Annotated in this window: 15 protein-coding genes; 5 read left to right on the top strand and 10 right to left on the bottom strand. The window is 43.2% G+C overall.

What is annotated here, in order from left to right:
• Positions 1-6 precede the first annotated feature (6 nt).
• A complete protein-coding gene (locus tag ACESTD_RS02260) occupies positions 7-780 on the bottom strand; it encodes a radical SAM protein (protein WP_005833970.1) in 774 nt (257 codons plus the stop codon).
• Positions 781-1,030: 250 nt separating this feature from the next.
• Between ACESTD_RS02260 and ACESTD_RS02255 the strand changes: the two genes are divergently transcribed.
• A complete protein-coding gene (locus ACESTD_RS02255; RefSeq protein ID WP_117588639.1) occupies positions 1,031-1,474 on the top strand; it encodes a hypothetical protein in 444 nt (147 codons plus the stop codon).
• Positions 1,467-1,670, top strand: a complete 204-nt coding sequence (locus ACESTD_RS02250; RefSeq protein ID WP_008662275.1) for a helix-turn-helix transcriptional regulator — start codon at positions 1,467-1,469, stop codon at positions 1,668-1,670. The genes ACESTD_RS02255 and ACESTD_RS02250 overlap by 8 nt, the downstream gene beginning before the upstream one ends.
• A gap of 80 nt (positions 1,671-1,750) precedes the next feature.
• Here ACESTD_RS02250 and ACESTD_RS02245 read toward each other — a convergent pair whose 3' ends face one another.
• Complete coding sequence (locus tag ACESTD_RS02245; protein ID WP_373158606.1) at positions 1,751-3,796, bottom strand: helix-hairpin-helix domain-containing protein; 2,046 nt, start codon at positions 3,794-3,796, stop codon at positions 1,751-1,753.
• A 97-nt stretch (positions 3,797-3,893) separates the two neighbouring features.
• Between ACESTD_RS02245 and ACESTD_RS02240 the strand changes: the two genes are divergently transcribed.
• Positions 3,894-4,526 (top strand): DUF4294 domain-containing protein, encoded by a 633-nt coding sequence (locus tag ACESTD_RS02240; protein ID WP_005833968.1) that lies wholly within the window; start codon positions 3,894-3,896, stop codon positions 4,524-4,526.
• On the opposite strand, the gene ACESTD_RS02235 is transcribed toward ACESTD_RS02240, so the two are convergent.
• From ACESTD_RS02235 to ACESTD_RS02225, 3 genes are all read right to left on the bottom strand, one after another.
• Positions 4,521-5,261: a DUF5131 family protein gene (locus ACESTD_RS02235; RefSeq protein WP_009037514.1), complete on the bottom strand. Its 741-nt coding sequence runs from the start codon at positions 5,259-5,261 to the stop codon at positions 4,521-4,523. The genes ACESTD_RS02240 and ACESTD_RS02235 overlap by 6 nt on opposite strands.
• Positions 5,262-5,390: 129 nt before the next feature.
• On the bottom strand, positions 5,391-6,353 hold the full coding sequence (locus ACESTD_RS02230) for a YitT family protein (RefSeq protein ID WP_373158607.1): 963 nt from the start codon (positions 6,351-6,353) through the stop codon (positions 5,391-5,393).
• Between the two features lie 323 nt (positions 6,354-6,676).
• Positions 6,677-7,204 (bottom strand): RNA methyltransferase, encoded by a 528-nt coding sequence (locus ACESTD_RS02225; RefSeq protein WP_009037513.1) that lies wholly within the window; start codon positions 7,202-7,204, stop codon positions 6,677-6,679.
• A 464-nt stretch (positions 7,205-7,668) separates the two neighbouring features.
• Between ACESTD_RS02225 and nadA the strand changes: the two genes are divergently transcribed.
• Positions 7,669-8,607 (top strand): quinolinate synthase NadA, encoded by a 939-nt coding sequence (gene nadA / locus ACESTD_RS02220; protein ID WP_005825202.1) that lies wholly within the window; start codon positions 7,669-7,671, stop codon positions 8,605-8,607.
• Positions 8,608-8,692: 85 nt separating this feature from the next.
• On the opposite strand, the gene ACESTD_RS02215 is transcribed toward nadA, so the two are convergent.
• The 3 genes from ACESTD_RS02215 to leuS are packed head-to-tail and all read right to left on the bottom strand — an operon-like array spanning position 8,693 to position 13,054.
• Positions 8,693-9,271, bottom strand: coding sequence for a non-canonical purine NTP diphosphatase (locus ACESTD_RS02215; protein WP_005833965.1), 579 nt, complete (start codon positions 9,269-9,271; stop codon positions 8,693-8,695).
• Between the two features lie 37 nt (positions 9,272-9,308).
• Positions 9,309-10,211 carry a YitT family protein gene (locus tag ACESTD_RS02210; RefSeq protein ID WP_005825197.1) on the bottom strand — a complete coding sequence of 301 codons (903 nt, stop codon included), beginning with the start codon at positions 10,209-10,211 and terminating at the stop codon, positions 9,309-9,311.
• 5 nt (positions 10,212-10,216) lie between these two features.
• Positions 10,217-13,054 carry a leucine--tRNA ligase gene (gene leuS, locus ACESTD_RS02205; protein WP_215421376.1) on the bottom strand — a complete coding sequence of 946 codons (2,838 nt, stop codon included), beginning with the start codon at positions 13,052-13,054 and terminating at the stop codon, positions 10,217-10,219.
• 526 nt (positions 13,055-13,580) lie between these two features.
• On the opposite strand from leuS, the gene ACESTD_RS02200 reads away from it, so the two are divergent.
• On the top strand, positions 13,581-14,459 hold the full coding sequence (locus tag ACESTD_RS02200; protein ID WP_117704091.1) for a DMT family transporter: 879 nt from the start codon (positions 13,581-13,583) through the stop codon (positions 14,457-14,459).
• Between the two features lie 70 nt (positions 14,460-14,529).
• On the opposite strand, the gene ACESTD_RS02195 is transcribed toward ACESTD_RS02200, so the two are convergent.
• Both ACESTD_RS02195 and ACESTD_RS02190 read right to left on the bottom strand, forming a co-directional pair.
• On the bottom strand, positions 14,530-15,963 hold the full coding sequence (locus ACESTD_RS02195; protein WP_005825193.1) for a DUF4185 domain-containing protein: 1,434 nt from the start codon (positions 15,961-15,963) through the stop codon (positions 14,530-14,532).
• A 6-nt stretch (positions 15,964-15,969) separates the two neighbouring features.
• Positions 15,970-17,943 (bottom strand): glycoside hydrolase family 97 protein, encoded by a 1,974-nt coding sequence (locus tag ACESTD_RS02190; RefSeq protein ID WP_373158608.1) that lies wholly within the window; start codon positions 17,941-17,943, stop codon positions 15,970-15,972.
• Positions 17,944-18,002 lie beyond the last annotated feature (59 nt).

Raw genomic sequence — 18,002 nt, 5'->3', positions numbered from 1 at the left:
ATATTATTAATAAGAAACACTTACCGATATACCCGTTTCCCGTATCCGTTCCGCAATGCGATCCAGTTCCTCGCGGGTGGCCTTCTGCAAATCATGGTCGGGCGTTTCGCGGTCGATGGTATAAATCATCACTTGGCGGGGAGCAATCTCCTTGACAGCTTCCAGCCAGGGAAGAACAAATTTATCGGATGTATTATCCATATCTTGTCCTTTATAACTTCCTTTGAGAAACATGGTCTGGATAATGCAGTTCCCTTTGAACGCTTTCATCCCTTCTATAATCTCCCGGATGGAGTAATGTCCGGTAGGACGGTCAAGTACACGGATATACTCTTCATCCACCGTATCCAGTTTAAGGATGTTGTTGTCAATCTTGTTCAAAGCCTCGAATACGGCAGGACGATGAATAAAGGTAGAATTGCTCAGTACGCTCACCTTTGCATTCGGAAAATACTTGTCGCGCAAGGCAAGTGTATCTTCTATGATTTCAGGGAAACGGGGATGTGCCGTCGGTTCTCCATTACCGGCAAAAGTCAGTACATCCGGTGTAGGTCCGTTTTGCTGCATGTCCCGCAGACGGGCTTCAAGGGCCGAACGGACTTCTTCGCGCGTAGGCAACGGCTGTTTGGGACGATGGTCGGCATTGAAACCACATTCACAGTAAATACAGTCGAAGGTGCATACTTTGCCGTCTGCCGGCAATAAATTTATTCCCAAAGATACTCCCAGACGGCGGGAATGAACGGGACCGAATATGGGGGATGGATAAATGACAGTCATACTATTTACGATTTGACGATTTACGGTTTGATTAATGCTTAAACAATCTTACCGCTCCAAAGTTAAGTGAAAACTATGGTATCTGGCAATGTTCGGCTTGCAAAAGTTTACCCATAAAAGAAAATATTCCCTTTATAAAGCATACATCTCATGTTAAAAAAGTAAATCATACATTACATTTTATCTATTTTACTTGTTTATATGTAAAGTATACATTACATTTGCAGATAGCATCTAAATGCATAGTATTATGAGAAAGAACTATTTATTTCCAACCACTTTCAGAAAGATAGGTTGGTGTTTATTTGTCCCATTCGCCATCACGTCCTTCATCTGCCTTTTCGACGGCAGCAATGAAGATTGGTTGAAGGTAAACGCGTTGTCAGTAATTCCCTGGGGTATTATCAAGAACTCTTTATTCGACGAGTTGAGTATGATAGGGCTTACGGTTTCACTCTTGTTCATAGCTTTCTCAAAAGAAAAGGACGAAGATGAATGCATTGCCAATATTCGTTCAAACTCTCTTATCTGGGCTACCATAACAGCGTATTCCCTACTGATAGTATGCACTATGCTGATTTATGACATGCAATATCTTAATTTTGTATTTATAGACTTGTTCATGATATTGTTTCTGTTCATCATAAAGTACAACATTGAACTTTATAAATTTAGGAGGAGCAACAATGACTAATACATTAAGGGTAGAAAGAGCCATCAAGCATATGACCCAACAGCAATTGGCTGAAGCCATAGGAGTGAGCCGGCAAACCATCAATGCCATAGAATCGGGAAAGTATGTCCCTTCCACCTTGCTGTCATTGAAAATATCAGAGATATTCGGAAAGACTGTAAATGAAATTTTCATGTTGGAAGAAAGTGACAGATAAAGAGAAGACTCTAAAAAACTGTTTTAATTTTATTTCAGTTTTCTTCTGAGGCAACCTGAAAAATAAAATTAAAACAGTTTCTAAAACTTGATACGCAGTTGCATCTGCAAGTCCGCTTTCCTATTTCCCGGTATCTCATCATTGCCCGAACCAATCGTCTCCCTATCCTGATAAACCGTCTGTCCGAATTTGGCAAGAAACATGAAGTTCTTACTCAAATCATATCGCAGATGAGCGGAGTAACGGAACCCTTTGCCATAGAAGGAAGGGGTATAGAAAGTATATAACAATCCACGCTCGGAGGCGTAAACACGCGAATCGTAATCGTCCGTATGAAACCAGGTTCCCTGCACGGAAACTGACAGAGGGAAGGGGAAAGTGTACGAGCAAAGTTGAGTACACTGATAACCTTGCCGTCTATCAAAGCGATACCCTTTCCCATCCTGCTGACGGAAGTGGTTATAATCTATTGTAGTACGAAAGATATATCTTCCCGGCATATAGGTCAGCCGATAACGGAGTTTATGGTGATAGATAGGTTCGATAACTGCACCGCTTGTACCCGTCACGTCTCTTTCTTTCTGTTTGTACCGATAATTAAAATACATCGAAAGGCTCTTTCGAGGAGTATAAGTAACCTGAAACATGGCATCCACTCCCTTTGAGGGCTTACTTATACGGTATTTCCACCAAGGAAAAGAAAACACATCCAGTGAAGTGAAAAACTTCCACCGGGCGAAAGGTGTGGCCTCTGCTGCCAGATACCATCCGTTCTCATTCTGCGGCATACTGCTTTCGCCAAAGGAACGCCCAAACAAAGTCCAATAATCATATGAATAATACCGGTGAACAAGTAGCAGATGATAATCGGAAGAAAGATTATACTTCAGCCGGTTCAGCAACGCATAGCCTTTACTGCCGGTTGCCGCTTCCCCCACCCAGACAAAACGGCCCAGACGATACCTATAATCCATGCCCACATTATAGAAATCACTTCCATGAAGATTGTACTTTGCATACTTGTTCAACCGAGGCTTGTAAGGACGGTCGAAAAAATAGTAAATCCCCGTCACTCCCACCTTCAGAGAGTTCTTTTCATAGGTCATGTTTCCACCTATCACCTGCAAGGCAAAGGCATTCATTTTATCTGCCTCCTTCTGCGTGCGATGCAATCCCGTCTTGTAAATGGAAGTTATCTCGCCATCCTCCACCACACCGTCCATGGAGCGATGCGAATAGAAAGCCGAAATATCCAAGTAAGGCAATACTCCCACCGTTGCCGCCACTCCCCGGAAATAATTGTACTCATCAGTAGAACTATGCTTACGGATGCCTCCGGTACGATATTCTGTTGTAGACATAGAGAATGTTTTTCCTAAACGAAAATCCGTACTAAGTACCAGTCCCTGCCCGAAGCTCAGACGGTAATTGCCCAATGCCAAAGCCTTCAGCCGCCCCAGATTCTTTATCAGAAAATAGAAAGAATAGTAATCATAGCCTTTTCTGTTGTGCAGGGCAAAGAAGGGTTCTCCGGCATCCTTCTCTCCCGTCACGCCTATTTGGAGATAATCTCCATAATGAAAATTATAGCGCAAAGAATGGTAAAGGGAAGGTCCCAGGTAATTCTTCTCATATCCTTTACGGATATAGAACGGTACATCCAAACGTGCCAATGTTTCGTGTTTCCCGTATTTCAGTATAGATTTTAAAGCAGGATACCCCCTACCCGCTTTCACTGCCTGCACACAGACAAAGGGCAACAGTAGGTCGATGGTACGTTTATCCATCTCCTCCACCAGCTGCAATTCATAAATGGTCTGCATCTGTCCGTGTATATAGACATAAGCCAGAAGATTCTCTATCTGTATATCCGTAAGAAAAGGAAACTGCTCCAATTGCCGTTTAGTGGCGGCATTGAGGTTGACAGGCTCTTGCAGACGTCGGGACAACTCCTCCAATTCATCTTCCCAACCGTATTCTTCCTCATTCCCGATGGAGAGTTGTTCCAAATTTTCTTCCAAAAGAAGTAAAGGCTGTTCTTTCTGAAGGCCGGATATATTTTGAGCTTCAAGCATAGGAGTCATTGACAGCATACTTACAAAAACTCCTATCTTGAGTAATTCCATTAATAGTAGGTCACTTTCATGTTTTGGGAAGCGAAGTTACCTTAAATAAGTTAATTGAGCAAGGAAAAATCAACATGATGCAACAACATTACACAGAATGGTGTACTTTTGCAACATGAACGCAAGGCTTAACATAGTAATACTCATCATGTTTCTTTCTCTCGGAAGCCTGAAATGCTTTGCACAGCAGCAACCACAGTCTGCTGCGCAAAAGAGTGTCTATCTTACTCCCATGTGCGTTTACGAAGGAGATACCATCCCTTATGTCAAGCTCCCCACTGTCTACATCTTCAAGCCGCTTAAATTCAAGAACAAGCGCGACATGAACAAGTACTACAAACTCATTCGTGACGTAAAGAAGGTACTTCCCATCTCCAAGGAGATTAACCGTGCCATCATTGAAACCTACGAATACATGATGACCCTGCCCACCGAGAAAGCCCGCCAGAAACACATGAAAGCAGTAGAGAAAAGCTTGAAGGAGCAATACACTCCCCGCATGAAGAAACTTACCTTTGCCCAAGGCAAACTGTTAATAAAATTGGTAGACCGACAGACCAACTCCACCGGATATGAACTGGTAAAAGCTTTTATGGGCCCTTTCAAAGCCGGTTTCTACCAGACTTTTGCCGCACTCTTCGGCGCCAGTCTAAAGAAGCAATACGACCCTATGGGAGACGATGCATTGACCGAACGGGTGATATTGATGGTAGAAAGCGGACAATTATAAACTGATGTTTATTCCCGCCTTGCGTGCCTGCGAATGTTGAAATTGGCGTTTCACATTATATGTCTTTCCGTCTTTGACGAACTTAGAACCGGTCTGCTTGAACCAGAAGTCCACTTTATTTTCCACACAAATTCTGCGAAGGTCCATCACCCATTCAAAATCACAAGGGCGGGCTTCGTAACCGGATTCTCCCCCTGCAACTATCTGTTCAATCCATTCGCCAACAGCATAAGTACTTAAATCTATCCTTTCCAGCAGCGGTTCACAGATTATTATCTTATGCTTTATGGGAGCCCTCTTATAAATGGGCAAGCGATAATCGGCGCAAGCCTGGTTTTCAACCGTACAGCAGATGGTTACATTATCATATCCGTCTCCCCAATCATCGGGCAGACAGTCAGAAAAACGGTCTATACGCTTGGTAATCATCATAAAATGCAGGTCACTGCGACAACGAATCATCTCCCATGCTTCGGCCCGCCATTTGTCAGCATCTTCCACAAAGAAATCGGAAGTAAAGCAGGTGTAGACAAATGTTCCAGGTGGTATCTTGAATTCTCCGTTACGCTTTTTACGCAAAGGCAGGTCAAAGTTTTTTGTCCGCACCACCACCGAACTGTCCACCTCTCGCCGGGCATCACCACGATAAACATAACAATGCTTACAACCTGCACTCAATTTATGGCAACCATGCCATAAGTTCCACATCATCGACTTCGCAACAATACCGTTCATTCAAACAAAAAACTTATCGTTAACACCATGTTGAAAACTATGTTAGCAACACAAATAATTAGTTATTAAACAATTGATATTAAGCTATATATTCAGTTAATAATAGAATGAACAATTGTTTATTACTACCTATTCGGGTTGTACCTCTCCTGCCATCGGAAGCTCTTTCCAACCTTCACCAAATGCATCATAAGCATCGGTAACCACTACAAAAGCCTTTGGGTCTACTTCCCTTATCTTCTGCTTGATACCTACCACTTCCTTGTAACTCACCACAAGAAACAGCATTTCCTTGTCTACATTGGTATAAAGACCACTACTCTTGATGCAAGTGGCTGTACGGTCCAAATCTTTAAGAATATAGTCGTGCAAAGCGGTAAGGCGCATATCACTGATGACAAACAGTATCTTGTCATTCTTCTCCCCATTTATCACATAGGCCAATACCTTCGAAGTGACAAAAATAGCTATCAGTGAATAGAAAGACAAATGCCACGAAGGTTGTGTAGCATCATCCGGATTTCCGATACCGAAACCGATAACCAATAGGCCGAATCCCACCACAATACCATCTACCAGCAGTATCGCCTTTGAAAAACGTATATGGCAATATTTCTGCAATATCATCGCCACAATATCCGTACCTCCTGTAGTAGCCCGGCTACGCACTACAATACCACAGCCTATACCGATAACCACCGCACCAATCACAGAAGTCAGCATCAAATGGTCGGACATATTCAGACTGCCACCCAGCAACTGTGTAGGGTCCAACTGATGGAGCGCTTCTTCAGAAGGATAGGAGAGGAGAGACAGCACATTCATGGCAAGCGGAGTGAATAGTGCCGCCACGATAGTACGTGCTCCCAATTTTGCTCCCAGTACCAGCACGGAAATGATAAGCAAAGGAATATCAAACATATAACCGAAAGTACCTACCTGAATAGAAGGGAACAGATTATGAAGCACAATACTGGCTCCATACACCCCGCCAGGAACAAGATTATAAGGATTGATAAAGTAAACAAAACCTGCTGCCAGAATAGTACAACCTACAAAAATGCCTATCCATGAAGATATTATCTTTTTCATATCGATATGATTTATATATATTCAGCAAATATACAAAAAATAAGAAAAGACACCAACTGTACAGCAAGTTTTCCACATACAACCGATATGTGTTGAATACATGGTTAACAAAAAGGATAAATTAGGAGATAAAGCATTAATTTACAATGAATGAAGTGGTTGATTATAAAAATAAACCACTGTTCATAAAATCTCTCATCATACCTATATAGAACTAGTTTATTGGAGCTATAGATGCAACACGCTGGATCTATAGATGCACCGTGTTCGATCTATAGCTCCAACAAACCCGATATATTGACAGCTTATTAACAGCCCTGTTATTATCTCAGTTTCTTGAATAAATCCCAAATAACAATACCCGCCGTAACCGATACATTCAACGAATGCTTTGTGCCGTATTGAGGAATTTCAATGCAACCGTGCGAATGGTCAATCACTTCTTGTTGAACACCCTTCACTTCATTTCCCATTACCACAGCATACTTTTTAGTCTTGTCCAGCACCAGTTCGTCCAGCATCACACTACCTTCTGCCTGCTCTACAGAATAAACGATGTATCCCTCGGATTTTAGGTTATCAACAGCTTCAACAGAGTTATCAACATATTTCCAATCTACGGTAAATTCCGCTCCCAAAGCTGTTTTGTGCATCTCCGGATGGGGTGGGATAGCTGTAATGCCACAAAGATAAATGCACTCGATGCGGAAAGCATCCGAAGTACGGAAAACGGAACCTATATTATGGAGACTGCGGATATTATCCAATACCACTACCAAAGGCAGTTTTTCGGCTTCCTTAAATTCCTCTACACTAATACGATTCAGTTCAGTTATCTTCAGTTTACGCATGACAATATACTTTTAAATCTCCCTGCAAAGATACTTTTTTCCGTTTATATCCCGGTTAATAACCGTTGAAAAGGTGTCAATATAATAGGGAAACAATTTTAAAAATAATCCTTGCATTATTCAAAGGTCTGCATATTACAGCAGTGAAACGAACAAACCAAAAAAGTTAAGGAGAATTTTCCAGGCTTCATTCAACATATTTTTCAGCCTGGTTTCATCGGTTTATAACTCTAAAGTTATTAACTTTGCATATTATTAACAACATGTTAATGCTGTTTAGCAGAAGTCTTATTATCAACGGATAAACTTAAAAACCCCGGTTTATAAGCATAAGAGTAAAATTCAGCTTGATACTAATAACTTCATGGGCAAGAAAAATCGTATTTATTTGTCCACACTATTAACAGCCTATCATCACTATCAAAGGATTTTTAAAGAAGAAAGAGAAATTAAAAAATATAATTATGGATAATCTTATAGAAGCTATCAAGCAGCTGAAGAAGGAGAAGAACGCAATCATTCTGGGCCATTACTACCAGAAAGGTGAAATACAGGATATAGCCGATTACGTGGGCGACAGTCTGGCTTTGGCACAATGGGCAGCCCGGACGGAAGCGGACATTATCGTGATGTGCGGCGTTCACTTCATGGGAGAAACGGCAAAGGTGCTTTGTCCCGACAAGAAGGTACTGGTGCCCGATATGGCGGCAGGCTGTTCGTTGGCAGACAGTTGTCCGGCAGACAAATTCAGTCAGTTTGTCAAAGAGCATCCCGGATATACGGTGATATCCTATGTGAACACAACGGCTGCCGTAAAGGCGGTGACCGATGTGGTGGTAACTTCTACCAATGCAAAGCAGATTGTGGAAAGCTTCCCCAAAGATGAGAAAATAATCTTTGGCCCGGACCGGAACTTGGGTAATTATATCAACTCCATTACCGGAAGAAATATGTTATTATGGGATGGCGCATGCCATGTACACGAGGAATTCTCGGTTGAAAAGATTGTTGAAATAAAACGGCAGCATCCCGATGCGGTGGTACTGGCACATCCCGAATGCAAGAGTACAGTCTTGAAACTGGCTGATGTGGTAGGCTCTACGGCAGCTTTGCTGAAGTACGCAGTGGCACATCCCGAAAAGAGCTACATTGTAGCTACCGAAAGCGGTATCCTGCACGAGATGCAGAAACAATGCCCGCAGACAACATTTATTCCGGCTCCTCCCAACGACAGCACTTGTGCCTGCAATGAATGCAGTTACATGCGGCTGAATACACTGGAAAAGCTTTATGATTGTTTGAAAAACGAATCACCGGAAATAAAGGTGGATGCTGAGATTGCAGAAAAAGCAGTGAAACCGATTAAGAGGATGTTGGAAATATCGGCTCAACTGGGGTTATAATGTGCTGATATGCCAATGTGCCAATGACCTTTCGGCGTGACAGCGCAGCCAATTAGCACATTGGCATATCAGCACATTAAAAACATTATCTCATTAAGAACTTACACAACTTGTTAGTGGCCAATGCCCGGTGACTGATTTTATTCTTCAGTTCATTCCCCATTTCTGCAAAAGTCTGCGTATATCCTTCGGGAATGAATATGGGATCGTAACCGAAGCCTGAAGCGCCTTTTCTGTTTTTCGTGATTTCTCCTTTCACGATGCCTTCAAACAGATGTTCCTTTCCGTCGATGATAAGTACAAATACGGTACGGAATTGTGCCTTACGGTTCTCGATGCCCTCCATATCTTTCAGCAACTTCTTCATGTTTGCTTCCGAATTGTGTGCATCGCCGGCATAACGGGCGGAATATACACCCGGTGCCCCACCAAGGGCCTCCACTTCCAAACCGGTATCGTCGGCAAAACAGTCCAGATGATAGTTATCGAAGATATATCTTGCTTTCAGCAAAGCATTTCCTTCAAGTGTGTCTGCAGTTTCCGGAATGTCAGTATCGCATTTGATATCCTTCATGCTGAGAAGTTCGACCTTCTCTCCCAAAATGGCAGTCACTTCTTCCAGTTTGTGTGAATTGTTGGTGGCAAATACAAATTTCTTTCTCATATTATGTTCTCCTTATACTTGTGGCTTATACAAGTCCCTATTTCACTTTCAACCGGTCGAAACCTTCTCCGTATACACCGATGACGGAACTTTGGGAAATGAAAGCGTTCGGGTCTATATCTTTCACCATCCGGAATATTTCTACCGATTGGCGTTTGTAGGCAAGGACGACCAGTACCTTCACGTTGTGTTTACTGTACCAGCCGATACCGTCGAGTACCGTTACACCGCGATGGGTTTCTTTGGTGATGCGGTCGGCAATCTTTTCATATTCTTTGGAGAAAATAAAGAATTGAACGGATTGCCGGGCACTGTTGACTATGTAATCCAGTACAAATCCGATGACAAACAAAGTTACAAAACCGAATATCACGCGTCGCCAGTCATGGAATACCACATAGCAGGAACTGATGATAATGAAGTCGCAAGCCATAATCATGCGTCCCAGAGTGACATCCTTGTATTTATGGATGATGGCTGCAATGATGTCCGTACCTCCCGTGCTGCCGTTGCAGTTGAACACGATACCCAGTCCGGCACCGCACATTGCCGCACCTATCAGGCAAGCCATGAAGTCTTGTCCTTCGCCCAGCAGTTGGGGAGGGACGCCGTCCGAACCGTTCACCAGCAACTGAAAAAACCATAAGAAGAAAGTGAGTCCGAAGATGGCAAACGTAGTCTTGATACTGAACTTCGGTCCGAGTATCTTGATGGCAAAAGTCATCAGTACGGCATTGATGATGAAGTATGACCACTGGATGGGAAATCCGGTGGCATAATAGATGATGGCACCGATACCGGTAGTACCTCCGGTCGTAATCTGATAGGGAATGAGGAATGCCGCCCATCCCAGTGCATAGCTGATGAGTCCCAGAGTGATGAAGATATAATCCTTCAGCTCTCTCGTCACTTCCGCTTTGGTTGGTTTTGTAATTTGCATATCTGTTATTTGACAACGATGTTCACAATCTTCTTCGGCACTACGATTACTTTGACGATGGACTTGCCTTCCATCCATTTTTCAGAACGTTCGTCGGCCAATACAGCAGTCTGGATGGCATCCGATGCCGCATCTGCCGGGAACTCCATGTTGAACCGTGCTTTTCCGTTGAAGGAAACCGTATAGTTGACCGTATCTTCCACCAGGTATTCTTCGTTGCATACCGGCCACTTGGCATCGCATACGGAGCCTGCATTGCCCAGTGTCTCCCACAACTCTTCGCATACATGCGGAGCAAAGGGAGCCAGAACGATGATAAACTGGTTCAGGATTTCCTTCTTGCTGCATTTCATTCCGAACAGCTCGTTTACACAAATCATAAAGGCACTGATACTTGTGTTGTAAGAGAATTGCTCGATGTCTCCCGTCACTTTCTTAATCAGTTTATGGAGGGATTTCAGTTCTTCCTTGGTGGCAGGTTCATCCGTTACCAGATAATTGTCGTTGCGGTCGTAGAACAGTGACCAGAACTTCTTGATGAAGCGGTGCACACCGTCTATTCCGTTTGTATCCCACGGCTTTGATTGTTCTACCGGGCCGAGGAACATTTCGTACATGCGGAGAGTGTCGGCACCGTATTTGTCGACAATCATATCGGGATTGACAACGTTGAACATGGATTTACTCATCTTTTCCACAGCCCATCCGCAGATGTACTTGCCGTCTTCCAGAATAAACTCGGCAGTTTCGTATTCTGGACGCCATGCCTTGAAGGCTTCAAGGTCCAGAACATCATTGGATACGATATTCACATCCACGTGGAGTGGGGTAGTGTCGTACTGGTCTTTCAGATTCAGGGACACGAATGTATTGGTATCTTTGATGCGATAGACGAAGTTGCTCCGTCCTTGAATCATGCCCTGGTTCACCAGCTTTTGGAACGGTTCTTCGGCTACGGAAATGCCGAGGTCGTACAGGAACTTATTCCAGAAACGGGAGTATATCAAGTGACCGGTGGCATGTTCGGTACCGCCTACGTAAAGGTCTACATTGTGCCAGTACTCATCCGTTTTCTTGTCTACAAGTGCCTGGTTGTTGTGTGGGTCCATGTAGCGCAGATAATAGGCGCTTGAACCGGCAAATCCGGGCATAGTATTGAGTTCCAGCGGGAAGACGGTGATGTTGTCTATCTTTTCGTTTTCTACGACGCATTTGTTTACGGTATTCCAAGCCCATTTTGCGGCATGTCCCAATGGAGGTTCACCGGTTTCGGTAGGCAGGAATTTGGCTACTTCGGGCAGTTCCAAGGGCAGGGCGCTCTCGTCAATCATGTAAGGCATGTTGTCCTTGTAGTAAACCGGGAACGGCTCGCCCCAATAGCGCTGGCGTGAGAAGATGGCATCGCGCAGACGGAAGTTCACCTTTACACGTCCCAAGTTATGCTCTTTCACATATTTCTTGGTAGCGGCAATCGCTTCCTTGATGGTCAGCCCGTTCAGTGAGAGGTCGCAATAGGGAGTAACGCCTTCGCGTGGAGAGTTGCATACAATGCCTTCCTTGGCATCGAAGCTCTCTTCGCTTACATCGCAGCCTTCTACCAACGGACGAATTTCGAGACCGAAGTGCTTGGCAAAAGCATAGTCACGGCTGTCGTGCGCAGGCACAGCCATGATGGCACCCGTACCGTATCCTGCAAGTACATAGTCGCTTATCCAGATGGGAACTGCCTCACCGGTAAAGGGATTGATGGCATAGCTTCCGGAGAATACACCGGTAACGCTACGGTCGGCAATACGTTCGCGTTCGGTACGTTTCTTGGTGCGTTCCAGATAAGCGTTTACTTCATCTTTCTGTGTGTCGGTGGTAAGTTGCTGTACCAGTTCGCTTTCGGGAGCCAATACCATGAAGGTGACGCCGAACATGGTATCTGCACGGGTGGTGAAGATAGTGAATTCCAAATCGCTGTCTTTTACCTTGAATTCTATTTCAGCGCCTTCGCTGCGTCCTATCCAGTTCTTTTGGGTTTCTTTCAGGGATTCGGTCCAGTCGATGGTATCGAGTCCGTCCAGCAAGCGTTGTGCATAGGCAGATACACGGAGACACCATTGACGCATCTTCTTTTGAATGACGGGGAAGCCGCCTCGTTCGCTTACGCCGTCCACCACTTCATCGTTGGCAAGTACGGTTCCCAGCTGAGGGCACCAGTTTACCATCGTCTCGCCCAGATAGGCTATACGGTAGTTCATCAGGATTTCCTGTTGTTCCTTTTCGCTCTTGGCATTCCACTCTGCGGCGGTGAAACTCAGTTCTTCGCTGCAAGCCACGTTTATTCCTTCGGTACCGGTTTGGCTGAATGCTTCAATCAGTTCCTGGATGGGACGTGCCTGCTTTTCATCGTTGCAGTAGTAGCTGTTGAACATCTTTTGGAATGCCCATTGGGTCCAATGGTAATATTCCGGTTCGCAGGTACGGATTTCGCGGTTCCAGTCGAAAGAGAAACCTATCTTATCCAACTGTTCACGGTATCGGTTGATATTGTTGACGGTCGTAATTGCAGGGTGCTGTCCCGTTTGTATGGCATATTGTTCTGCTGGAAGTCCGTAAGCGTCATATCCCATGGGATTCAGTACATTGAAACCTTGCAGTCGTTTGTAGCGGGCGTAAATATCCGAAGCAATATATCCCAGCGGATGACCTACATGCAATCCCGCACCGGAGGGGTAGGGGAACATGTTCAGTACATAGAATTTTTTCTTCGTTTCGTCTTCCGTCACTTGGTAGGTTTTGTTTTCCACCCACCTTTTCTGCCATTTCTTTTCAATTTCCCTGAAATTGTATTCCATAGTGGTACTTATTAATATTTTGTTGAAAACATTGTTTATTCAATGGTTAAAACCGGTTAGTATTCGGTTAATATCGGTGCAAAGTTACGGGTTTATTTTCAGATTTGTAGCGAAGTAACATAAAAAACAATGGCAAAGACTTGATAATTCACTTTTTATTACTTACATTTGTGATGTGCTTTTAAAACTAATTTTTTGTTTGTAATACAAATAATAGCTAAATTAATTCAATAGGATATTTACTAAAAGATTTTTAGGATATAGCGAAGGATGAAGTCTGGGAAGATTTCATCCTTTGTGTTTTTTGTCTGTGTATTCGGCAGATTGTTGTTTATTATTCTGCCGATAAATGAGAGTTCGTTCAATAGGCTTCTAATAAGGGGTTTAAAGATTTACTAAAACGGGAGGAAAGATTTAGTAAATCTTCCTTCGAGTTTTAGTAAATCCTCCCTGAACATTATTTATGGTTGGTTTCATTGTATTGAAAAAAGAAAGTACGTATATTTGTGCGACTTATCGGAAGTGTATGAACGCAATGAAAAATTATACTTATCATCTTGTCGCCGTCCTTACGGTAGGTATTTGGGGGCTGACCTTTATTTCAACGAAAGTATTGATTGGGCACGGTCTTTCTCCGCAGGAAATATTCTTGCTTCGTTTCCTGATAGCTTATATGGGCATTTGGCTTATTTCTCCCCGAAAACTGTTTGCCGACAATTGGAAAGATGAATTTTGGATGTTTTTAGGAGGCATGACAGGCGGTTCATTCTACTTTTTTACAGAAAATACAGCTTTGGAGATTACATTGGCGACGAATGTGTCGTTTATTGTCTGTACGGCTCCGTTGCTCACCACCATTCTTTCTTTGTGGATTTATAAAAAGGAAAAGGCTACCCGTGGATTGATGGCTGGTTCTTTGCTGGCGTTGGTTGGTGTGGCATTGGTGGTTTATAATGGTAGTTTTGTATTGGAGATTTCTCCTTTAGGTGATTTCCTTACTTTGCTTGCTGCTTTTTCCTGGGCATTCTATAGCTTGATAATGAGAAAAATGTCCAATTGTTATGGTATAACTTTCATTACCCGTAAGATATTTTTTTATGGAGTATTGACTATTCTTCCTGCATTTCTGATTCATCCCTGGAATTTCGACATTGCCCGTCTTCTCGAGCCGGCTATTCTGTTCAATTTACTTTTCCTGGGTGTATTGGCTTCCTTGATTTGTTTTGTAGTCTGGAACGTAGTATTAAAACAGCTGGGAACGATAAGAGCTTCCAACTATATTTATCTGAATCCTCTCTTCACTCTGGTAGGTTCTGCTTTTCTGCTTGGCGAACAGCTTACTATAGTTGCTTTGATGGGGGCGATACTGATATTGGGGGGAGTTTATTGGGCAGGAAAAAAATAAATACAAGATAAATGGGGTTGTGTCTGCAAAGACACAGCCCCATTATTAATGTGATTTAGCAAAATTCTTTTTATGGATTACATTTGAGTTCAGCAGACATTAAATAAGTATTATATGGTAGCCACATAGACATAATGAAATAAAGTATATTTCCTTTGAGTGATATGGGGTGAATATAAGAACCATACAATTGTGAATATTGCCAGCCATCGACTAGTTTTTGTGGTTTACTCCATTCCCCTATAATATGATCTGCTGTTCGGAATGAGATATCATAGCGTGTACTATTGAAATAGAGCAATATCCATTTTTTAAATTCTGGATGATAAGCGATGGAAAGTTCTCCAGATATATCATTGAATAATGGAGTGGCTGCAGTTTCATTTCCTTTAATCCATCCACTTCCATTCCAAAATTCGTATTCTGTTTGATTTTCAATATTTTCTTCTAAAAAACGAGCAAGATGAGGCTTATTGTCACGTCCAGTAATTGTACCCACCATATAAATATATCCGTCTTTTTTGAAATAGCTTACTTGACCAAAATTACTTGTTGAACCAAATTTTACATTTTGGCAACGTGTCCAAGTAATTCCATTGTCTGAAGATTTGTAAAGACTTGAAAAGTTAGTTATCCATCCTGCCCAATTACGAATATTCATGTAATGAACATAATCTATGCCATTGGCACGAATGGCTGCTGTGGGAATAGAAGTCCAATCTCCATTACCACTTCCATCTTTACCTCCATAACATATTTCACGAGCATTTTTACCACTTTCATCCATAGTAGCACCATTAATGGTGAGCCCATCAGAAAGATCTTGATCGTCAGAGAAAAGCAAAACATTACTTCTCCAGTTACTCCCATTGGGTCCTGGATTTACAAAATTTGGATAAAAGTCACTACCGAATGTATCGCCGAAAAAAAGTCCATAATGTCCGGGTTGTAATTCCCAAACAATACCTAAATCTGTACCACCTACATTGTATAATTCATTAGTACGATTATTTACTTCAAATTCTACAATAGGTAATCCGTTTGTGCCATTTATTTCAGCACCAGTAATACGGGATACACATTTTAAATTTGAAAATTTTAATTCTCTAGAATAATTGACGATACCTTTATTGACTATCAATTTGGAAATTTCTGATGACTGATTATTATTATCTACTGCAATAAATTCAAAATAAAATGTAGAAGAATCATCCTTTTTTATAATATATTCAAATATATATTCTGGTGATAAATTTGATTTTATATATTTCTCAGAAATATTATTAGTATCGTTAATTTTATTTATTACTAAATAAGCTAGTTGATCGAATTCTTTTATTGATACTTTGATAGATATTATACCATTAATCGCAGTAATTTCATTTTGAGAAAGGTTAACTTCTAAATTATAACTATTTACTTTATCTGTATCCGAATTTTCACAACTTGTAAGCCCCCATATAGAAAGGAGGCTTGCAAGTAATAATACATGTATTCGTATCATGATTTTTTATAATTTTGTAATATGTAATAGCGCTCCTCCATCCCTTGCCAGATTCAGTTCAATGATATCCTTCCTTGTAACTTTCCGCACCAGTCTGTTCAGATTGTTTGGATTCCGGTCCACATCCTCCGCATCGGTATAGATCGTTGCTTGGTAGTCCCCCTCACTAAGGAAGTCCAATTTCAATTTCAGATTCTTTTCCGTACCGTTGTTCAGCGAGCCTACCCACCAGTCCGAACCGCTCCTGCGGGCCACCGTGACATGCTCATTCATTTTTGCCAGCGGAACTCTTATCTCATCCCACGTTCCCGGCACGGTACGGAGCACCTCGAACCCCGGTTGACCTTCATAAGCCTTTGGCGTATCGCACAACGAGGTGAGATGGTTTTCCAAAACCACATACATGGCCAACATATGGCAGCGTGTGCTCATTACATGAGGATTTACATACTGTATCTTGAACTCCGAGCGCGGCAGTGCCCTGAACCCTCCCAGGTGATAGTCCGTCGCTCCCGCCAGCATCCTGGTGAAGGGTATCGCAATGTCATGGTCCGCATTCACCAGCGTGTCCCACTTGCATACCTCGTAGTTGAGCGTCCCCTCCCTCGTGAACTCATTCGGATAGGTCCTCACCAGCCCTGAGGGCTTGCTCGATCCGTGGAACTGTATGAAGAGCCTGTGCCTTGCCGCACATTCCAGTATCTCCTCCTGGATACGGATCATTTCCTGGTCATTGCGGTCCATGAAGTCCACCATGAGTCCCCTGACCCCCCATTTCTCATACAGCGTGAATGCCTCCTCCAGCTTGTCATAGAGCGGTCTCCAGTGTACCCACAGATGTATGCCCACCCCCTTGCTCCTTGCATATTCCACAATTCTTGGCATGTTCAGGCATGGTATCGGTTTTGTGATGTCCGCATTGGGTCCCTCCCATCCGAAATTGAAGTTGTCATCATAGTACCAAGGAGTTTCCGCATATCCGTAGATTCCATGTACATCCAAGCCATTGCGCGCAGCAAAATCAATGTAGTACTTGTTCGTGTCGAAATTGTTCCCTGGAGAGAACGTGCTGTCCGGCACGACATTCCCGTTCCACCATGTGAACGTGGTCCGGTAAGGCTTAATCCATGAAGTGTCTTCAATCCTGCATGGTTCGTTCAGACTTGTTAGTATGTTCGTCTCCAGTAATCCTCCTACCCGGTCTGCAACGGATATCACGCGCCACGGGGTACGGTGTGGGAAACTGTCTATTTCAACCTTTATTTTTTCCTGCCCGAGTTTTGGCGAGAGCTTTCCCACCAGTCCACTCTTCTCCTTCACCAGGTACATTCCCGCGTAGTCCCTTATTGCCGCCTCTGTTATTGCCAGGGCCACCCCATTGTCGAATTCGAATGTGGCGGGCATCTCTATCAGCCTCTTCCTTGCGACCTTGTCATATCTTACATGACTGTATACCCCTTCGTGTGTATTTACATACCCGGGCAGGTACATGAGCAACGCCATCGGGTTTCCTTGTAAGTTGAACTGTGTCCTTTCATCGTACATCACGTATGAATTCCATGCTTTCTGCTTGGGAAATTCGTATCTGAATGCTATCCCATCATTGAATGCCCTTACAGCCAGGTTCACCGTTCTCTCCTTCCCGTTCTTCTCCACCAGGGGGACTATCATCTCATTGCAGTGGTTTCTTGCCTTACTGATCTTTCCTACTACCAGCTCGTATGTCTCGTCTATCTTCCTCCTTTGTACCTTTCCCGCCTTGAGTCCTGCCCCGAACTCCCCGCTGTCGAACTCGAATCCCAGCCTTGAGTCCTCCAGCAACTGCTGTTTCCCGTATTTCACGCTGTAGGCCACTTTCTCAGGTGCTATGTCCAGCACAAGCTTCAGCTTCCCGTCGGGAGATGCCACAGAGAACTTCTGCTGGGCTGAAGCGGTACCAAGGCAGAATAGGAGGGCACATATAATAAAAAGTTTTCTCATTTTTATAATAATATATTTAGTTAGAAAATACAAGCGGAATTTACATTTTTCAAATTCCG

The organism is Bacteroides sp. AR20 (assembly GCF_964250605.1).
In the GTDB taxonomy this organism is placed as follows: domain Bacteria; phylum Bacteroidota; class Bacteroidia; order Bacteroidales; family Bacteroidaceae; genus Bacteroides; species Bacteroides uniformis.
This window is presented reverse-complemented; position numbering and strand designations above follow the sequence as displayed.